The organism is Streptomyces sp. NBC_00510 (assembly GCA_036013505.1).
In the GTDB taxonomy this organism is placed as follows: Bacteria; Actinomycetota; Actinomycetes; order Streptomycetales; family Streptomycetaceae; genus Actinacidiphila.
This window is the reverse complement of sequence record CP107851.1, coordinates 3,916,210-3,934,463: the sequence shown is the minus strand read 5'-3', so window position 1 is coordinate 3,934,463 and position 18,254 is coordinate 3,916,210. Positions and strand designations below refer to the sequence as shown.

The 18,254-nt window shown below is 72.5% G+C and carries 16 protein-coding genes and 2 tRNA genes; 13 read left to right on the top strand and 5 right to left on the bottom strand.

Annotated features, from left to right (window positions below):
• Positions 1-27: 27 nt before the first annotated feature.
• On the bottom strand, positions 28-1,149 hold the full coding sequence (locus OG937_17335) for a TOMM precursor leader peptide-binding protein (protein WUD73319.1): 1,122 nt from the start codon (positions 1,147-1,149) through the stop codon (positions 28-30).
• 216 nt (positions 1,150-1,365) lie between these two features.
• On the opposite strand from OG937_17335, the gene OG937_17330 reads away from it, so the two are divergent.
• From OG937_17330 to OG937_17315, 4 genes are all read left to right on the top strand, one after another.
• Positions 1,366-1,941, top strand: coding sequence for a M48 family metallopeptidase (locus tag OG937_17330; protein WUD73318.1), 576 nt, complete (start codon positions 1,366-1,368; stop codon positions 1,939-1,941).
• A gap of 87 nt (positions 1,942-2,028) precedes the next feature.
• A complete protein-coding gene (locus OG937_17325) occupies positions 2,029-3,696 on the top strand; it encodes a TerD family protein (protein ID WUD73317.1) in 1,668 nt (555 codons plus the stop codon).
• 12 nt (positions 3,697-3,708) lie between these two features.
• Entirely contained in the window at positions 3,709-4,392 is a 684-nt protein-coding gene (locus OG937_17320; protein WUD73316.1) for an AIM24 family protein, read from the top strand.
• Positions 4,393-4,408: 16 nt separating this feature from the next.
• Entirely contained in the window at positions 4,409-5,170 is a 762-nt protein-coding gene (locus tag OG937_17315) for an AIM24 family protein (GenBank protein WUD73315.1), read from the top strand.
• Between the two features lie 33 nt (positions 5,171-5,203).
• Here OG937_17315 and OG937_17310 read toward each other — a convergent pair whose 3' ends face one another.
• Together OG937_17310 and OG937_17305 are read right to left on the bottom strand one after the other, a co-directional pair.
• Positions 5,204-5,731: an NUDIX hydrolase gene (locus OG937_17310; GenBank protein ID WUD73314.1), complete on the bottom strand. Its 528-nt coding sequence runs from the start codon at positions 5,729-5,731 to the stop codon at positions 5,204-5,206.
• Positions 5,728-7,176 carry a zinc-dependent metalloprotease gene (locus tag OG937_17305; GenBank protein WUD73313.1) on the bottom strand — a complete coding sequence of 483 codons (1,449 nt, stop codon included), beginning with the start codon at positions 7,174-7,176 and terminating at the stop codon, positions 5,728-5,730. The genes OG937_17310 and OG937_17305 overlap by 4 nt, the downstream gene beginning before the upstream one ends.
• Before the next feature lie 128 nt (positions 7,177-7,304).
• Here OG937_17305 and OG937_17300 point away from each other — a divergent pair, with 128 nt between their 5' ends.
• From OG937_17300 to OG937_17285, 4 genes are all read left to right on the top strand, one after another.
• The gene (locus tag OG937_17300; protein ID WUD73312.1) at positions 7,305-8,408 is read left to right on the top strand and encodes an SDR family oxidoreductase; all 1,104 of its coding nucleotides are present in this window, start codon (positions 7,305-7,307) and stop codon (positions 8,406-8,408) included.
• 59 nt (positions 8,409-8,467) lie between these two features.
• Entirely contained in the window at positions 8,468-8,926 is a 459-nt protein-coding gene (locus tag OG937_17295) for a molybdenum cofactor biosynthesis protein MoaE (protein WUD73311.1), read from the top strand.
• A 146-nt stretch (positions 8,927-9,072) separates the two neighbouring features.
• Positions 9,073-9,240 (top strand): hypothetical protein, encoded by a 168-nt coding sequence (locus OG937_17290; GenBank protein WUD73310.1) that lies wholly within the window; start codon positions 9,073-9,075, stop codon positions 9,238-9,240.
• Between the two features lie 44 nt (positions 9,241-9,284).
• Positions 9,285-10,352, top strand: a complete 1,068-nt coding sequence (locus tag OG937_17285; GenBank protein ID WUD73309.1) for a PDZ domain-containing protein — start codon at positions 9,285-9,287, stop codon at positions 10,350-10,352.
• A 62-nt stretch (positions 10,353-10,414) separates the two neighbouring features.
• Here OG937_17285 and OG937_17280 read toward each other — a convergent pair whose 3' ends face one another.
• A complete protein-coding gene (locus OG937_17280; GenBank protein WUD73308.1) occupies positions 10,415-10,969 on the bottom strand; it encodes a PPA1309 family protein in 555 nt (184 codons plus the stop codon).
• A 146-nt stretch (positions 10,970-11,115) separates the two neighbouring features.
• On the opposite strand from OG937_17280, the gene OG937_17275 reads away from it, so the two are divergent.
• The 5 genes from OG937_17275 to OG937_17255 all read left to right on the top strand — a co-directional run bounded on the left by OG937_17275 (position 11,116) and on the right by OG937_17255 (position 17,742).
• Positions 11,116-13,977, top strand: coding sequence for a UPF0182 family protein (locus OG937_17275; GenBank protein WUD78784.1), 2,862 nt, complete (start codon positions 11,116-11,118; stop codon positions 13,975-13,977).
• Between the two features lie 39 nt (positions 13,978-14,016).
• Positions 14,017-14,090, top strand: a tRNA-Met gene (locus tag OG937_17270).
• 209 nt (positions 14,091-14,299) lie between these two features.
• Positions 14,300-16,153, top strand: a complete 1,854-nt coding sequence (locus OG937_17265; protein WUD73307.1) for a sel1 repeat family protein — start codon at positions 14,300-14,302, stop codon at positions 16,151-16,153.
• Positions 16,154-16,204: 51 nt separating this feature from the next.
• Positions 16,205-16,278: transfer RNA gene (locus OG937_17260), tRNA-Met, on the top strand.
• Positions 16,279-16,482: 204 nt separating this feature from the next.
• Positions 16,483-17,742 (top strand): hypothetical protein, encoded by a 1,260-nt coding sequence (locus OG937_17255; protein ID WUD73306.1) that lies wholly within the window; start codon positions 16,483-16,485, stop codon positions 17,740-17,742.
• Here the strand turns inward: OG937_17255 and OG937_17250 are convergent.
• Positions 17,712-18,122, bottom strand: a complete 411-nt coding sequence (locus tag OG937_17250) for a transcriptional repressor (protein ID WUD73305.1) — start codon at positions 18,120-18,122, stop codon at positions 17,712-17,714. The two genes, OG937_17255 and OG937_17250, sit on opposite strands and share 31 nt — an antisense overlap.
• Positions 18,123-18,254 lie beyond the last annotated feature (132 nt).

Sequence of the window (18,254 nt, the reverse complement as noted above, 5' to 3'; positions counted from 1 at the left end):
CCCTCCCGGACCATGGCACCGGCCGTGTCACAAACCTCCGGCGTCGTCCGCCGCGCCGGCACCCGCGGCGTGCGCACCGCAGCCGCATCTGCGGTCACCCGGCACCGGCCGCACCTCCGTCGTCAGCCGGGCGAGGCCCATCTCGACGCGCCCCCCGCAGCTCGGCGGCCGGCCGCCGTCGACGAAGGCCAGGGCGTGCGCCGCGGCGAGCCCCGCGACGGTGGTGGCCAGCGCGACGTCGCAGGCGGGGACCCCGCTCCGCCCGGACCTCAGCTGCGCCAGCACCCTGGGCCAGGCCGCGTCGGCGTCCGCCATCCGCAGTCCCAGACATCCCGCACACCCCGTGCTCCCCGGCACCACCAGGGGACCCACCACGCCGCGGCCTTCCAGCACCCCCGCGTAGAGATGGGGGATCCCGGCGGCCATCAGCGGTTCGGCCTCCCGGGCGTCAGGGGCGTAGGCGGCCAGGCCGTCGCGCGGCGCGACCACCACCAGCGACAGTCCGGGTTCGGGCGCGGCGGACGGCCCCCGGCGGCCCACCGCCGCCGCCCGCGGATCGGGCGCCGCCCTGCGCACCAGCCCCCGCGCCGCCGCGTCCCGGCGCTCACCGATGTGTTCGGCGGGGATGCCGCCCGGCGCGGTGTCCCAGGGCTCGACCCGGCCGCCGTCGCGCACGTTGACCCGGCCGACCCCCGCCGCGGAGAGGACCGCCGCGATGGTCGCGCCGACCCGGCCCGCCCCGGCCACCCGTACGCGGGCCGCCCGCCGCCGGCCCATCCGGTCCGCCGCACCACCGGGGTCGGAGTGCACCACGGACAGCGCGGCCAGGTCGGGGCGGAGCCGGTCCAGCGCGGCCGAGTGGTGCCGTATCGTCTCGGACAGCTCGGCGTGCGCCGTCGCGTCGTCGAGCACACCGCCCTCGGCCAGCAATCCGAGCAGCCGCCGCGCCTGCGGGGGCCGCAGCCCCAGCGATTCGGCATCGCGGGCGAGCGGACCGAGTCCGCGCGTGCCGTCGAGCAGGTCGAGGAAGGCGGCGGCCGCACCGTCCACCGGGTCCAGGACCACCGCGTGCGCCGGGTCGACGCCGAATTGCAGGCTTTCCCGGCTGCGCCAACTGCGGCGCATCGCCGGCTTGAGCATGGGACGCATCGCCACCCCCGTGGGCCGAGTTCCCGATCGAGAGATCGTTCCGATTCCGTGTCAGGCCAGCATGCCCGAAATCCCCGCACCGGCCGTGAAAGTTATCCACAGGCGATGCAAATGATCATTCGAGATGACTACAGCCCGGTATCTCTCCGCTCTCCTTTCTCACCGAGCACCCCCGCGGGCGGGACTTCCCGGACCTGGTGCGGGTAACGTCGGGGCGTGTCCGCCGACCACGCCCAGAGCCTTTCCGGCCAGCCCCCGCGCGCCCCTCGGACCAGCGCGGTGGAAGTGCGCCGAAGCGCCCGTCGACGCCGGACGGTGTCGGCGTACCGCGAGGGCGACGTCACCGTGGTCCTCATCCCCGCCCGGATGTCCGTCGCCGAGGAGAAGCGCTGGGTGACGGTCATGCTGGACAAGCTCGCCGCCCAGGAGAGCCGCCGCAGGCTCGGCGACGACGGGCTGGCCGCCCGCGCCGCGCAGCTGTCCGCGCAGTACCTCGGCGGCCGCGCGATACCGCGGACCGTGCGCTGGGTCACCAACCAGAACTCCCGCTGGGGCTCGTGCACACCGGCCGAGGGCAGCATCCGGCTGTCCCACCGCCTCCAGGGCATGCCCGAGTACGTCGTCGACTACGTGCTCCTCCACGAGCTCGCCCACCTCCTGGTGCCCGGCCACGGGGCGGACTTCTGGAAGCTGCTGGAGTCCTACCCGCGCACCGAACGCGCGCGCGGGTACCTCGAGGGCGTCGCCGCCGCGGCCCGGCTGCCCCACCCGCCCACGGCACGCGAGGAATAACGGGGGAATAGCCCCTGTCACGGCCAGCGGTTAGCCTGGCGCAACGCAACAAGTACGTACGTACGGATGGGGGGACGGTCCTTAGCAATGGCCAGGGAATTCCAGCGCGGCCACAAGGCCAAGATCAGTGACCTGACCGCAGGGACGGATCTGTACATCGGCGTGCAGATCAGCGGCCCCGGTCTCGGCTTCGACATCAGCTGCTTCGGGCTCGACGCCGGGGAACAGCTGTCCGACGACCGCTACTTCATCTTCTTCAACCAGCCCAAGTCGCCCGAGGAGGCGATCCAGCAGCTGGGGGCGCAGGCCGGGGACACCGAGTCCTTCCGCGTGACGCTGGACCGGATCCCCGCGCAGATCCAGAAGCTGAGCTTCACCGCGACGATCGACGGCGCCGGGCAGATGTCGCAGATCGGCCCGGGCTACGTCAGGATCGTCGCCGGGGGCGAGGAGGTCGCCCGCTACACCTTCACGGGCGCCGAGTTCAGCACCGAGCGCGCGGTCATGCTCGCCGACTTCTACCTCAAGGACGTCTGGCGCTTCGCCGCCGTCGGCCAGGGCTTCGACGGCGGGCTGGACGCCCTGCTGAAGAACTTCGGCGGCGAGGTCGCCGAGGAGCAGCAGCCCGCGCCGCAGCAGCCCGCCGCGGCACCGGGCTTCGGGCCTCCGGCGGGTGCCGCGCCCGGGTTCGCGCCCCCGGCTGCCTCCGCGCCGCCCGCCCCGCCGCAGCCCGCACCGGCCTTCGGCGCTCCGCCCGCACCGGCTCCCGCTCCGGCCCCCGTGCACGCCGCCCCCACCATGGTGGCGCCGATGACCACGCCGCCGCAGGCGCCCCCGGGTCAGCCGCCGTTCGGCCAGGTCCCGCCGCCGCAGGCGCCTCCGGGCCAGGTCCCCGGCCAGATGCCGGGTCAGCCGCCCTACGGCCAGCCCCCGTACGGCCAGCCCGCGCCGGGCCAGTCCCCGTACGGCCAGCCCTCCTACGGTCAGCCCGTCCCCGGTCAGCCGATGCCGGGTCAGGGCATGCCCGGCCAGCCCGCGTTCGGCCAGCCGCCGCAGGCCCCGCACGCCGGCCAGGTCCCGCAGACCCCGGGTGCCGGTCTGGCGGCCGCGATGCAGAAGTACCGCGAGCTGCCCACCGGCCAGCGCTGGACCCAACAGAACCCGAAGCTGATGCGCGCCGACCTCTCGCAGGCCGGCGGCCAGCCCGTGCTCGCGCGTCAGGGCAGCATGGTGCTCTACCAGGGCAAGGTCGAATTCGGCTACAAGGGCGCCGGGTTCACCGGCCGCATCGTCGGCAACATGACCGGCCAGGAGATGCAGCTGATGCGCTGCACCGGCCGCGGCCAGGTCTTCTTCGCCGAGGACGCGTCCTACCTGCACCCCATCGAGCTCCAGGGCGACGCCATCTGCGTCTCCGCCGAGAACGTGCTCGCCTTCGACGAGTCCCTCCAGCACGAGGTGCGGCGCATCGAGGGCCACGGCATCCCCGGCGGCGCTCTGTTCACGATGCAGTTCCAGGGCACGGGCACCGTCGTGGTCAAGACCCACGGCACCCCGGTGGTGCTGCCGGTCACCCCGACCACCTACGCCGACAGCAACGCGATCGTCGCCTGGTCGGCGGCCTCGCAGGTGGTGCTCTCCAGCCAGGTGCGGCTGCGCAGGAACGCCTACCCGGGACACAGCGGGGAGACCGTGAACCTGCAGTTCCGGGGCGCCCCCGGCAACTTCATCATCGTCCAGCCGTACGAGGTCTGAGGGGAGCCCGTCATGGACCAGTCACTGATCTCCGGGTACGCCCCGGCACCGGTCACCGCCCGCATGGAGAACCACGGCAGCAGCATGCTGAAGGTGGCCATGCAGAGCGGCCAGGACCTCTTCGCGCGCACCGGTTCGATGGTCGCCTACGAGGGCTTCGTCCAGTACGAGCCCAACCCGCCCGCCGTCCGCCAGATGGCCTCGCAGTGGCTCACCGGCGAGGGCGCACCGATCATGAAGTGCTCCGGCGACGGACTGCTCTACCTCGCCGACTACGGCGCCGACGTCGTCTGCGTCTACCTCAACAACGAGGCGCTGTCGGTCAACGGCAGCAATCTGCTCGCCTTCGACGCCCACCTCCAGTGGGGCGTGGAGCGGGTGAAGGGCCTGGCCAAGTTCGCCGGCCAGGGTCTGTTCAACGTCGGGATCTCGGGTACCGGCTGGGTGGCCATCACCTCGCGCGGCACCCCGGTCGTGGTCGACTGCGGCCGCGGCGAGGACGAGACCTACGTCGACCCGGACGCCCTCGTGGCCTGGTCGAGCGGGCTGAAGACGAAGGCGAAGCGCAGCTTCAAGGCGTCGGCCCTCATCGGGCGCGGCAGCGGCGAGGCCTTCCAGATCGGCTTCTCCGGTCAGGGCTTCGTCGTCGTACAGCCCAGTGAGGACAGCACCGACCGCCTCCGAGTCCGGGGCTGAGGGGGAGCGAGACACCATGCAGAGCCCGCTTTTCGGCTACACCGAGGTCCAGACCGAGGACCAGTACGCACTCCAGAACCCGTACCTGCTGCGGGTCAAGCTCGACGGCCGCACCGACTGCCTGGCCCGCAAGGGCGCCATGGTCGCGTACCAGGGCCTGATCGAGTTCGACGGCGAGTACCAGAGCCACGCCCAGCGCACCGCCCGCTACCGCACCGGGGAGGGCCTGGAGCTGATGCGCTGCTCCGGGCAGGGCACGGTCTACCTCGCCAACCTGGCCCAGCACATCCACGTCGTCGACGTGGACCAGGAGGGCCTGACCGTGGACGGCGCCTATGTGATGGCGCTCGACTCCGGGCTGCACTGGGAGGTCATCTCCGTCGACAGCCAGTTCGGCATCTCCGGCAGCGGCGCCTACAACCTCAACATCTCGGGGCACGGCAAGGTCGCGCTGATGACCTCGGGCAAGCCGCTGCTGATGCCCGTCACCCCGGACAAGTACGTCTCGGCCGACTCCGACGCGGTCGTCGCCTGGTCGTCCTCGCTCCGGGTGCAGATGCAGGCGCAGACCAGTTCCTCGGGCGTCTGGCGGCGGCGCGGCAACACCGGTGAGGGCTGGGAGCTCAACTTCCTCGGCCAGGGCCACGTCCTGGTGCAGCCCAGCGAACTGATGCCGCCGCAGAACGCCCAGCTCGGCGGTGGGGCCGCCGCCCAGTACGGCTTCGGCCAGCAGGGCGCGCACGGGATGAACCAGGGCAACATCTTCAGCAACCGCTGAGCTCCCGCCGCCGGTCCCGCCCCGCGCGCCGCCTCAGAGCAGCGCGCGGGTGCGGGCCAGCAGCGTCCGGACGGAACCGTCCGCGACGTCGGCGACCTCGTCGTAGGAGAACCACTTCAGGTCCAGCGACTCCTCGCTGATCTCCTCCACCGCGCCGGGCGGCGCGATGGCGGCGTACTGCACGTCGAGGTGCCAGGCGCACGGCGTCAGGTGCCGGTCGAGGTTGACCGGCCCGGGACGCAGCAGGGTGAGTCCGGGGATGCCCGACTCCTCGACGCCCTCACGCAGCGCGGCTCCGGCCAGCGAGGTGTCCTCCGGCTCGCAGTGCCCGCCCATCTGCAGCCACATGCCGAGCTTCTTGTGCAGGGTCAGCAGCACCCGCCCGCGCTCCGGGTCCACCACCAGGGCGCTGCCCGTGACGTGCCCCTCGGCGCAGGCCTTCCACATGCCGTCCGGGTGCGCCTCCAGGTGGGCCAGGTAGGTCTCCCGGAGCCGCTCCTGTCCCGTGTCGGGCGCGGACCAGTCCTTCAGGACGCGCACGGCGTCGTCGTGCAGGCTCACTTCTCGTCGTCGCCCTTGTCCTCGTCGGTGCCGTCGCGCTCGTCCTCGTCCCGCCGGACGTCCTTCCCGTGGCCGCCCGCGGCCTCGCCGAGGATCTTGTCCAGCTCGGAGAAGTCCAGCTGCTCGTGGTGGACGAAGCCGTCGGGGTCGTCGAGGTCGGCGGCGGTCGGCAGCATGTCGGGGTGGGCCCACAGCCCGTCGCGCCCGTCGACGCCACGCGCGTCGGTGAGCGAGGCCCACAGCCGGGAGGCGTCCCGCAGCCGGCGGGGCCGCAGCTCCAGGCCGATCAGCGTGGCGAAGGTCTGCTCCGCGGGGCCACCGCTCGCCCGGCGCCGGCGCAGCGTCTCGCGCAGCGCTCCGGCCGACGGCAGGTGCGGGGCGGCGGCCGCGTGGACGACCGCGTCCACCCAGCCCTCGACGAGGGCCAGGGCCGTCTCCAGACGGGCCAGCGCCGCCTTCTGTACCGGGGTGTCCTCGGGCTGGAACATGCCCTGCTGCAGGGCGTCCTGGAGCGCCTCGGGGTTCGACGGGTCGAGCTGGCCGACCGCGTCCTCCAGCTTCGCGGTGTCCACCTTGATACCGCGCGCGTACCCCTCGACGGCGCCGAACAGGTGTGCCCGCAGCCACGGCACGTGGGCGAACAGCCGCTGGTGCGCCGCCTCGCGCAGCGCCAGGTAGAGCCGGACCTCGTCCTGCGGCACGCTCAGGCCCTCGCCGAAGGTCTCCACGTTGGCGGGGAGCAGCGCGGCCTTGCCTGCCGGCCCGAGCGGCAGGCCGATGTCGGTCGAGCCCACGACCTCACCGGCGAGCGTGCCCAGCGCCTGGCCGATCTGCGTGCCGAACATGGCGCCGCCCATGGAGCGCATCATGCCGAGCAGCGGGCCCGCCATGGCCTGCATCTCCTCGGGCAGCACATCGCCCATCGCCGTCCCGACGCGCTCGGCGACCGGGTCGACCAGCTCCTTCCACACGGGCAGGGTCGCCTCGACCCATTCGGCCCGGCTCCACGCCACGGCCGAGCCGGCGCCGGAGGGCATCGACGTCACCCCGTCGAGCCACAGGTCCGCCAGCCGCAGCGCCTCCTGGACCTTCGCCCGGTCCGCGGGACCCACGCTGACGTCCTTCGAGCCCTCCGGGGTGCCCTGGGCCACCGTCTGCCGGGCGATGTCCTTGGCCATGTCCCAGTTCACCGGGCCGCCCTCGTACGAGAGCATCTGGCCCAGCTGCTGGAAGGCCGCGCCCAGGTCGTTGGGGTTCAGCGAACCGAACATGGCGGCGAACGGGTTGTCCCCGCCGGCGCCGCCGCCGAAGGGATTCCCGCCGCCGTAACCGAAGGGATTGGCCGGTCCCCGGGAGCCGCCGCCGGAACCGCCGGACTTCTTGCCGTCGTCCCCTTCCTCGGGCTCCTCGGGAGGGACTCCGAATCCGAATGGGATGTCGCTCACGGTTTCCTCGGCTCTGTGTGTTGTGGGCTGTACCTCCAGCCTAGACACCCGTCAGGCAGGATGGCTGCGTACGGACCGCGGTTGCGGACCGCGCACCCGGTACCAGAGACAACCGTGGGAGACACCTGGTGAGTTCCCCAGAACCGACCGTTCGCCCAGAGCGGAGCGGCGGCAGGGCCCCCGCCGGACCTGTGGTCGCCGTCACCGGCGCCGCCTCCGGTGTCGGCCTGCTGCTGGCCCTGCGGCTGGCCGAATCCGACCAGGTCAAGAAGGTCGTGGCGATCGACGAGCGCCGCGGCGACGTCCCCGGTGCCCAGTGGGCGGTGCTCGACGTACGGGACCCGGCGATCGCCGAGCGGCTGCGCGGCGTGGACGTCGTCGTCCACCTCGCGCTCGACCTGGACCTGGAGTCCGACCCCAAGGCACGCAGCGCGTTCAACGTGCGCGGTACCCAGACGGTGCTCACCGCGGCGGCGGCCGCCGGCGTGCCGCGCGTGGTGCTGTGCACCTCGGCCATGGTCTACGGCGCCCACCCGGACAACGACATCCCGCTCGCCGAGGACGCCCCGCTGCGTGCGACGGCGGAGGCGTCCTTCGTGGGCGACCTGCTGGAGATCGAGCGGCTGGGCAAGCGCGCCCCCCGGGCGCACCCCGGCCTCAACGTGACCGTCCTGCGCCCGGCCGTGCTGGTCGGCGGCACCGACACCGCGCTGACCCGCTACTTCGAGTCGCCGCGATTGCTGGTGGTGGGCGGCAGCCGCCCCTGCTGGCAGTTCTGCCACGTGGAGGACCTGGTGACGGCGCTGGAGCACGCGACGCTGGAGAAGGTGGACGGCGAGATGACCGTGGGCTGCGACGGCTGGCTGGAGCAGGAGGAGGTCGAGGAGCTCTCGGGCATCCGCCGCATGGAGCTGCCGCCCGCGGTGGCGCTCGGCGCGGCCTCCCGGCTGCACCGGCTGGGGCTCACCCCCTCCCCGGCGGGCGACCTGGCGTACACGATGCACCCGTGGGTGGTCAGCGGCAGCCGGCTGCACGAGTCGGGCTGGCGGCCGAAGTGGACCAACGAGGAGGTGCTGGCCGTCCTGCTGGAGGAGGTCTCCGGCCGCAACTCCGTCGTCGGGCGGCGCCTGGGCCGCAAGGACGCGGCCACGCTCGGCGCGGCCGGCGCGACGGTCGCCCTGGTCGGCACGGCGGCGATGGTGCGGCGGGCGCGCAAGCGCCGCGGTGTCTGAGCGTCGCCGCGCGAACTCGTTCCGGAAGGGGGTTTCCGCATGGCGGGTGATGGGGCAGCATGAGCCGCATGGCACAGACGCACGACGAACCCGTCCGGCTCATCGAGATCCGGGACACGGAGCTGTCCGTGGACGAGGTCTTCCGCGCCGTGGGGCACGACTCCGCCGGAGGCACCGCGCTGTTCGTCGGCACGGTCCGTGACCACGACGGCCCGTCGGGCGCGGAGGTGACCGGGCTCGGCTACTCGGCGCACCCGGGCGCGGAGGCCGAACTGCGCCGGGTCGCGGAGAAGGTCGTCGCGGACTTCCCGGTCAAGGCACTGGCCGCCGTCCACCGTGTGGGCGAGCTGCGCGTCGGCGACCTCGCGGTCGTCGTCGCCGTCTCCTGCCCGCACCGGGCCGAGGCCTTCGCCGCCTGCCGGCGGCTCATCGACGACCTCAAGCGCGAGGTCCCGATCTGGAAGCACCAGGCCTTCGCCGACGGGACCGAGGAGTGGGTCGGCGCCTGCGACCACTGACCCCCGGGGGAGGGGGGTCACCGCCCGCCTCGCCACTGAGTGGCCCACCTGCGGTTGCGTAACCTGCCACCCACTCTGAACGTTGTAGCAGCAGAAGATTAGTCTGCTCATAGTTCTTGATCGGCATGCGCGTCCAGGAGGCCGAAGTGGCAGCGCTCGCATGGTTGCTCATCCCGCTGGTCGCCGCGATCGCCGCGGCCGTCTGGGGAAGCTGGGCGGCGCGTACGCGGTCCACCGGGGACGGCGCCTCGCTCGCCGATTACGAGCGTTTCCGCGAGGCCATGCAGCGCACCGGATCGGGCGGCCCGGCCTGAGGCCCCACGGGGCGGCTGCGGGTTCCGTACCGTACTGTCGTTCCATGCCACGCCGCACCGCGACGCTGCTCGCATCGACCCTGACCCTGATAGCGCTGCTGTGTGTCGCGCTCCTGTGGCCCGTGCCGTACGCGGAGATGTCGCCGGGTCCGACGGTGAACACGCTCGGGTCGCACGGCGGGGCTCCGGTGCTGCAGATCTCGGGGCACAAGACCTACCCGACCAGCGGTCACCTCAACATGACCACGGTGCGGGTGACGAGCGCGGACTACTCGATGAACCTGGTCGAGGCGGTCGTCGGCTGGCTGGCGCACGACCAGAAGGTCGTCGAGCACGACACGCTCTACCCCAAGGGGCAGACGGCCGAAGAGGCCGACCAGGAGAACGCCGAGGAGTTCACGCAGTCCCAGGACAGCGCGAAGGTCGCGGCGCTCGACGAGCTCGGCATACCCGTCGGTTCCCGGGTGATCGTCTCCGCCGTGGTCAAGGGCGCCCCGGCCGAGGGCGAGCTGCACGCCGGAGACGTGATCAAGGCCGTGGACGGCGATCCGGTCAAGGCGGCGGGCGACGTCGCATCGCTTGTCACCAAGCACCAGCCGGGGCAGAAGGTGGTCTTCACCGTCGTGCCCAAGGGCACCAAGGGCGACGCCACCCGGGACGTGACCATCACCACGGCGAAGTCGGACGACGACGGCGAGGCCCGGGCGGTCGTGGGCATCCAGGCCGGTGTCGAGCACACCTTCCCGTTCAAGATCGACATCAAGCTGGCGGACGTCGGCGGCCCGAGCGCCGGCCTGATGTTCGCGCTGGGCATCGTCGACAAGCTCACCCCGGAGGACCTCACCGGCGGCAAGTTCGTCGCGGGCACCGGCACGATCGACGACGAGGGCAAGGTCGGTCCCATCGGCGGCATAGACATGAAGACCATCGGCGCGCGGCAGAAGGGCGCCGAGTACTTCCTGACCCCCGCCGACAACTGTGCGGAGGCGGCGACCGACACCCCGAGCGGCCTCACCCTGGTCAAGGTGAAGACCATCGACGACGCCCTGGACGCGCTCAAGGACATCCGCGACGGCAAGACGTCGGCCCTGCCCTCCTGCACGACGGGCTGAGCCCGGACGCATCCGCATCCGTACGGGCCGACGGCCCCGGGGAGCCCCCGGGGCCGTCGGCGTCAGTCCTCGAAGGTCGCCGCCAGGGCGTCGGCCAGCCCCGGCACCAGCGCGGAACCGGTGAGCACCTCGGTGGGGGAGTCCTTCTCGCGCAGCCGCACCGCCGACTCCCGGGAGCCGTCCCGCAGCACGCCCACCGTCATGCGGACCTCCTGGCGGTCGGGGTGCCCGGCGACCCAGCGGGCCAGCGCGGCGTCGTCCAGCCCCTTCGGGATGGACTCCTCCGCGGACGGCGGCAGCATCAGCCGCTCCACGGTGAGCGCGCAGCCGCTGACGACGCCGGGCCAGGCGATGGTGGCCAGGAACTCGTCCAGCGCGGCGCCCGGCGGCAGCTCGTCCTGCTCGATCGGGGTCAGCCCCGCGGCTGTCCCGTCGCCGAGGCCGAGTTCCTCGGCCAGCTTGGGCTCCTGTACGCGCAGCGCCGCGGTGTCGACGAGGGCGAAGAGCCGGGCGGGCTGGTCCCAGCCCAGACCGGACGCGTAGTCGTCGATTTCCAGGACGGCACGGGTGAGTGGGTTCGCGGTGAGCGGCGCACCCTCGGACGTGTTGTTGGACATGCTCAATATCCTGCCTGTTCTGTGACCCGCATCCCCAATCGGGAGCCTTGGGGAACTGAGTAAACGCTGAGTAAGTTGCATCAGTGGGCGCCGGTAGGGCGTCCGACGGAGACCGACACTTCGAGGTGCGCACCTTGGTATTCCAGATGCCGGACCGCGGCGGGGGTCCGCACGGGCCGCGGATCAGAGTGGGCCGCCCGTCGCGGCGAGCCCGGACACTGCTCATGACCCTGGGCGTCCTGGCCGTGCTGGCCATGGCCTTCGTCATGTTCTCGGGTTTCTGGACCGACTGGCTCTGGTACCGCTCCGTCCACTATTCCTCGGTCTTCACCACCACCCTGTGGACCAAGATCGGCCTGTTCTTCGTCTTCGGTCTGCTGATGGCCGCGGCCGTCGGCGTCAACGTGTACCTCGCGCACCGGCTCCGGCCGCCGCTCAGCGCGATGTCGATGGAGCAGCAGAGCCTCGACCGCTACCGGATGGGCATCGCCCCCTACAAGAAGTGGGTGCTGCTCACCGTCTGCGCGCTCGTGGGGCTGATCGCCGGAGCCTCGGCCTCCAGCCAGTGGCGCACATGGCTGCTGTGGACGAACTCCACGTCGTTCGGCACCAAGGACCCGCAGTTCCATGTGGACATCTCCTTCTACGCCTTTGACCTGCCCTGGTACCGCTTCCTGCTGAGCTTCGGCTTCGCGGCGGTCGTGCTGTCGCTGCTGGCGGCGGCGCTGGTGCACTACCTGTACGGGGGCCTGCGGCTCACCTCCCCGGGCGGCCGGGCGACGGCGGCGGCGACCGGGCACCTGTCGGTGCTGCTGGGCCTGTTCGTCACCCTGAAGGCGGTCGCGTACTGGCTGGACCGCTACTCGCTGGCGGTGAAGTCCGGCAACCTCAGGTCGGGCGACTGGACGGGCCTGCGCTACGTCGACGCCAACGCCTACCTGCCGGCCAAGACGATCCTGTTCGCCATCGCCATCATCTGCGCGCTGCTGTTCTTCGCCACCTTGTGGCGGCGCACCTGGTCGCTGCCGCTGATCGGCTTCGGCCTGATGGTGCTGTCGGCGATCCTGATCGGCGGCCTGTACCCGGCGATCGTGCAGAAGTTCCAGGTGCAGCCGAACGAGGCCGCCAAGGAGCAGCCGTACATCCAGAAGAACATCGACGCCACGCGTGAGGCGTACGGCATCGACCACGCCGACGTGACGGACTACTCGGGCACGAGCGGCGACGGCAAGGAGAAGCTGCGCAGCGACGCCGACACGGCGGCGTCCATCCGCCTGCTGGACCCGAACGTGGTCTCGCCGACCTACCAGCAGCTGCAGAAGGTGCGCGGCTACTACGCGTTCCCGTCCACGCTCGACGTCGACCGCTACACGATCGGCGGCAAGGAGCAGGACACCGTGGTGGGCCTGCGGGAGCTGAACCTCGAGGGCATCCCGCAGCACAGCTGGATCAACGACCACTTCAAGTACACGCACGGCTACGGCATGGTGGCGGCCAAGGGCACCACCACGACCGCCAGCGGCGAGCCGGACTTCACCGAGTACAACCTGCCGACCAAGGGCGACCTCGGGACCTACCAGCAGCGGATCTACTACGGCGAGCAGACCAAGCAGTGGTCGATCGTCGGCGACAAGACCACGCCGGAGATCGACTACACCGACGACAGCGGCGAGAAGCCGTACACGTACACCGCCAAGAGCGGCGTCGGCCTGAAGAACCCGGTGACCAGGCTCGCCTACGCGGTGTCCTTCGGCGAGCCGCAGATCTTCTACTCCGGCGCCGTCGGCGACGACTCGCAGATCCTGTACAACCGCATGCCCAAGGAGCGGGTCGAGGCGGTCGCGCCCTGGCTGACGATCGACGGCGACTCCTACCCGGCGGTCGTCGACGGCCGGGTCGTGTGGATCGTCGACGCCTACACGACGAGCAACGGCTACCCGTACTCGTCGCGCACGACGCTGGGCGACACCACCGCGGACTCGCTGACCGACGGGCAGCGCGCCGTGCTGGCGCAGCAGAACCAGGTCAACTACATCCGTAACTCGGTGAAGGCGACCGTCGACGCGTACAGCGGCAAGGTCACGCTCTACCAGTGGGACACCGAGGACCCGGTGCTGAAGACCTGGATGAAGGCCTTCCCGGACACGGTCAAGCCCAAGACGGCGATCGACGACGGGCTGATGGCGCATCTGCGCTACCCGCAGGACCTGTTCAAGGTGCAGCGCGAGCTGCTGACGCGCTACCACGTCACCAAGGCGTCGACCTTCTACAGCGGCAGTGAGGTGTGGGCGGTGCCCAACGACCCGGCCGCCAAGACCGGCAAGTCGGTGCCGCCGTACTACCTGAGCCTGAAGATGCCCGGCCAGAACGACCAGGCGTTCTCGCTCACCACGACCTTCACGCCGAACAAGCGCGAGAACCTCAGCGCCTTCATGGCGGTCGACGCGGACGCGAAGAGTCCGGAGTACGGCGCGATCAGGGTGCTGAAGCTGCCGTCGAACACCACGGTGTCCGGACCGCAGCAGGTGCAGAGCCAGTTCAACTCCGACCCCGACGTGGCGGAGAAGATCAGGCTGCTCAAGGGCGGTGACTCGGAGGTCGAGTACGGCAACCTGCTGACCGTGCCACTCGACGGCGGGCTGCTGTACGTCGAGCCGGTCTACGTCCGCGGCGCGGGCACCAACTACCCGCTGCTGAAGAAGGTGCTGGTGAGCTACGGCGGCCAGACCGAGTTCGAGGACACGCTCGCGCAGGCGCTCGACGCGGTCTTCGGCTCGGACGGCGGCACGCCCGAGACGCCACCGGAGACGGGCGGGGGCACCCAGCCGCCGGCCTCCGGCAATCCGACGGTCGCCCAGGCCCTGGAGGACGCCCAGCAGGCGTACGACGCGGGTCAGAAGGCGCTCAAGGAGGGTGACTGGGGCGCGTACGGCCAGGCACAGAAGGATCTCGCCGACGCGCTGAAGCGGGCCCAGGAGGCCGAGCAGCAGGCGGGCCGGCAGGGCTGACGGGGCCCACCCCGCGTCGTGGTACTGTTGTTCCACCGACGCGGGGTGGAGCAGCTCGGTAGCTCGCTGGGCTCATAACCCAGAGGTCGCAGGTTCAAATCCTGTCCCCGCTACTGTTGGAGAGGGCCCGGAGTCAATAGACTCCGGGCCCTCTCACTTGTAGGGGGGAACTCGTACCGCAGAGGTTTCGGTTGGCATCATGTCGGGAAGTCGACAAAACGCTGTAGTGACCTACGAAGTGACCAACTGGGATCGGCTGAACTCTGCAGGTTTGCCGCATACCAGGTGTACTGCGGGTACGGGTGATGCGACGATGGACCTCATGGGGGATGGTGCAAGGCTGCTGAAGGCTCGTCAGATCCGGGATCCCGGGTCCGCGGGGCGGACGACCGTGCCCGCGGCCGGGGCCGCGCTGGTGCCGGCCGTCGCCGACCTGCTGCCCGGTCCGCGGGTGGGCGGTCTCGACGAGGAGCGCCTCATCGAGTCCGACCTCCCGGACGAGGAGACCCTTGAGGCGCGCGAGGAGGCCGAGCTCGAGGCGCGCCACCGGCGGGCCGCCGAGCACGGCGACATCGGGGCCATGAGCGTCCTGGGCACCCTGCTGCTGCGCCGCGGCGACCTCGAGGGCGCCGAGCCCCATCTGCGCGGCGCCGCCGCCGGAGGGGACCGCCCCGCCGCCAACAACCTGGGCCTGCTGCTGCACCAGCGCGGCTACGCCGACGAGGCCGCCGCCTGGTGGCGCATCGCGGCGGTCGCCGGTTCCGCCGCGGCCGCGCACGCCCTCGGCCGGCACTTCCGCGAGCGCGGCGACGAGCCCGGCGCGGAGTACTGGCTGCGCCAGGCCGCCGAGTCCGGGCACACCCTGGGCGCGTACGCGCTGGCCGACCTCCTGGACCACCGGCGCGACGTCGGCGCCGAGCGCTGGTTCCACGCCGCCGCCGAGCACGGCCACCGCGAGGCCGCCTACCGGCTCGCCGGCATCTGCGCCGAGCGCGGCGAGGAGCGCGAGGCCGAGCAGTGGTACCGGCAGGCCGCCGCCCGCCGGCACCGCAGGGCCGCCCTACGCCTCGGCACGCTCCTGGAGGAGCGCGGCGAGTTCGAGGAGGCCAAGCGCTGGTACCTGACCGCCGCCCGCGACGGGGAGCCGCGCGCCGCCTGCGCGCTCGGCTTCCTGCTGCGCGACGCCGGTGACGTCGACGGGGCCGCCACCTGGTGGCGGCGTGCCGCCAACGCCGGCGACGGCAACGCCGCCAACGCCCTGGGCGCGCTGCACGCCCAGGAGGGCGAGACCCAGACCGCCGAGCGGTGGTACCGGGCCGCGCTCGAGGCGGGGGACATCAACGGTGCCTTCAACCTCGGTCTGCTCTGCGCCGGTCAGGGCCGCACCACCCAGGCCGAGCAGTGGTACCGCAAGGCCGCCTACACCGGGCACCGCGAGGCGGCCAACGCGCTTGCCGTGCTCCTGCTGCAGCGCGGTGACGCGGCGGGCGCCGAGCCCTGGTTCTCCAAGGCGGCGGAGGCGGGCAGCGTGGACGCCGCCTTCAACCTCGGCATCCTGTACGCCGGGCGGAGTGACGACGCCACCGCGCGGCGCTGGTACGAGCGCGCCGCGGCCAGCGGTCACGGCGAGGCCGCGCTCCAGGTGGCCATCGCCCTGCAGAAGGAGGGTGACGCGCACGGTGCCGAGCGCCACCTGCGCTGCGCGGCGGGCGGCGGCAGCCCGGAGGGCGCCTTCCGGCTCGGCGCGCTGCTGGACGCGCAGGGCACGCAGGAGGCCGAGGCCGAGGCCGAGGAGTGGTACGCCCGCGCCGCCGGCCAGGGGCACCGCCGTGCCCAGGTGCGGCTCGGCATGTGCGCCGCCAAGCGCGGGGACGTCGTGGACGCCGCCCACTGGTACCGGGAGGCTGCCGAGGGCGGCAGCCGCAACGGGGCCTTCAACCTCGGGCTGCTCCTTGCCCGCGAGGGCGCGGAGCCGGAGGCCGCCCTGTGGTGGACGCGTGCCGCCGACGCGGGCCACGGACGCGCCGCGCTGCGGCTGGCGCTGCTGGCCGCGCGGCACGGACAGCTCGCGGACGCCCAGGCGTGGTGCGCCCGCGCGGTGGAGTGCGGCCCCGCCGAGGTGGCCGAGCGGGCGGCCCGGCTGACCGACGCCCTGGAGCACGAGCTGTCCGCGTGAGAAGCGATTTGCGCTGCTCAGCGCCGGGAGGGTAGTCTAAAGACACAACGACGCGGGGTGGAGCAGCTCGGTAGCTCGCTGGGCTCATAACCCAGAGGTCGCAGGTTCAAATCCTGTCCCCGCTACTGAAGAGAAGGCCCGGAAGCCATGGCTTCCGGGCCTTCTCGTATGCGTTGGGTACAGGCCAGGCATGGTTCGGGCAAAAGGGTGCGGACGATCCTGGGCCCGCCGGCGCCGGCGCGCGATCCTGAGGACAGGCCCTCAGGCGGCGCGAGGAGGCGGGGTTGCTGCGCAGGCGGCGTAAGCGGCGGCCGACGGAACTCAGGGATGTGACGCGGTGGGGTCGCCTGTGCGCGGCCGCGGAGGCGGAGGGCCTGCTGCGCGAGCTGCGGAGCGCCGCCGACGACGAGGAGGCCGCCTACGACCGCGCGGCGGCGCTCAAGGCGCTGGCCGCGGCGCCGCCCCGGCTGTGGCTGCTGCTGGACCGTGCCGCCCGGGTGCAGGAGGGCACGCCCCCGGCGCCCGGCGACAGCGAAACGCTGCGCCTGTTGCTGGCCGCGATGGACCGGGACGGCCGCGTCCGGCAGGCCGCCGTGGAGGAGCTGGCGGTGCACGGCGGGCCGCTGGTGGCCTCCGTCCTGGCGCTGCGGACGGCGGACTGGGTGGACCAGGTCCGCGACCGGGCCCTGGAGGCGCTGCTGCGCCGCACCGCCCCGGACGAGGCCGCCGCGGCCGTACGGCTGCTGCTGAGGCTGCGCGGACGGAGCCGGGCGACGCACACCCCCGAGGCGTACCGCGGGGTGCTGGCGGCGCCCGAGGCCCGGCGGGCGGTGCGTGCGCTGGCCGCCGACACGGACCCGCTGACCCGGCGCTTCGGGGTCGAGCTGGCCCTGGAACTCGGCGAGTTCGTCCGCGGGGACCTGGTGCGCACGGCGCTGCGCGACCCGGACCAGGTGTGCCGCAGGATGTGCGCCGAGCGGCTGCTGCAGATGGACCCGGACCAGGCGGGGCGGCTGCTGTGGGCCCGCTCGGCGGCCGTGCGGGAACTGGCGGTCGCAGCGCTGCCGGACGACGTGCCGGCGGCCCGGCTGACCGCGCCGCTGGCCGACCCGGCGCGGATCGTCCGCGCCCAGGCCCGCTGGCGCCTGTACAGCAGGGGAGAGCCCCCGGCGCTGGCGTACCGCAGGCAGCTGCTGCGCTGCGGCCCGCAGAGCCCGCCGCGGCTGGTGGCCGGGCTGGTGACGGGGCTGGGGGAGTGCGGGGACGCCTCGGACGCGCCGCTGCTGCTGCGGCTGGCCCGTGAGGTGCGCACTCCGTGGCCGCCCGTGGTGCGCCGTGCCGCGGTGCGCGCGGCGGGACGGCTCGTCCCGCGGGAGGGGCTGCTGCGGCAGCTGGCGCCGCTGGCCGTGGACCCGGACGCCGGGGTGGCCAGGGAGGCCTTCGAGGCGCTCTCCAAGGTCGCCGGCCAGGTGCCGGTGGAGACGGTGTGGGTGGGCCGTACCCGGCCGGAGCCCGGGGTGCGGAAGGCCGCGGAACGCGTGCGGCGGGCCGCGCAGCGTCAGGCGCAGGCGGGGCACAGGCCCCGGTAGGTGACCTCGACCTGGGAGACGGTGAACCCGAAACGCTCCGCGTCGGGCAGGTCCGCCAGCGGGTTGCCGTGCGGGTGGACGTCGCGGACGGTGCCGCAGCTGGAGCACACCAGGTGCTGGTGCGGGCGGTGGGCGTTGGGGTCGTAGCGCTTGGCGCGGCCGTCGGTGGCGACCTCTATGACCTCGCCGAGCGACACCAGTTCGCCCAGGGTGTTGTAGACGGTCGCGCGGGAGATCTCGGGCAGTCGGGCCGCCGCGCGGGCGTGCACCTCGTCGGCGGTCAGGTGGACGTGGTCGCCGTCCAGGACCTCGGCCACGACGCGCCGCTGCGCGGTCATACGCCATCCGCGGCCGCGCAGTCGTTCCAGCAGGTCACTCATTCCATTTCACCTATCAGTGGGATGGCAACAGCTTAACAGTGACAGTCCGTGTTCCGACCGGGTACGAGTTTGGGGCTCTTCTTGACTTGGACTCTGTCTATCGTAGGATCGCATCCGGCGTAAGCCACGGCA

What these genes read in the sequence shown, in the direction of transcription:
- OG937_17250 (WUD73305.1), bottom strand. Translation starts at nt 18,122, where the DNA reads ATGAGTGACCTGCTGGAACGACTGCGCGGCCGCGGATGGCGTATGACC.
- OG937_17265 (WUD73307.1), top strand. Translation starts at nt 14,300, where the DNA reads ATGGGGGATGGTGCAAGGCTGCTGAAGGCTCGTCAGATCCGGGATCCC.
- OG937_17280 (WUD73308.1), bottom strand. Translation starts at nt 10,969, where the DNA reads ATGTCCAACAACACGTCCGAGGGTGCGCCGCTCACCGCGAACCCACTC.
- OG937_17335 (WUD73319.1), bottom strand. Translation starts at nt 1,149, where the DNA reads ATGCGTCCCATGCTCAAGCCGGCGATGCGCCGCAGTTGGCGCAGCCGG.
- OG937_17285 (WUD73309.1), top strand. Translation starts at nt 9,285, where the DNA reads ATGCCACGCCGCACCGCGACGCTGCTCGCATCGACCCTGACCCTGATA.
- OG937_17275 (WUD78784.1), top strand. Translation starts at nt 11,116, where the DNA reads ATGCCGGACCGCGGCGGGGGTCCGCACGGGCCGCGGATCAGAGTGGGC.
- OG937_17320 (WUD73316.1), top strand. Translation starts at nt 3,709, where the DNA reads ATGGACCAGTCACTGATCTCCGGGTACGCCCCGGCACCGGTCACCGCC.
- OG937_17295 (WUD73311.1), top strand. Translation starts at nt 8,468, where the DNA reads ATGAGCCGCATGGCACAGACGCACGACGAACCCGTCCGGCTCATCGAG.
- OG937_17315 (WUD73315.1), top strand. Translation starts at nt 4,409, where the DNA reads ATGCAGAGCCCGCTTTTCGGCTACACCGAGGTCCAGACCGAGGACCAG.
- OG937_17325 (WUD73317.1), top strand. Translation starts at nt 2,029, where the DNA reads ATGGCCAGGGAATTCCAGCGCGGCCACAAGGCCAAGATCAGTGACCTG.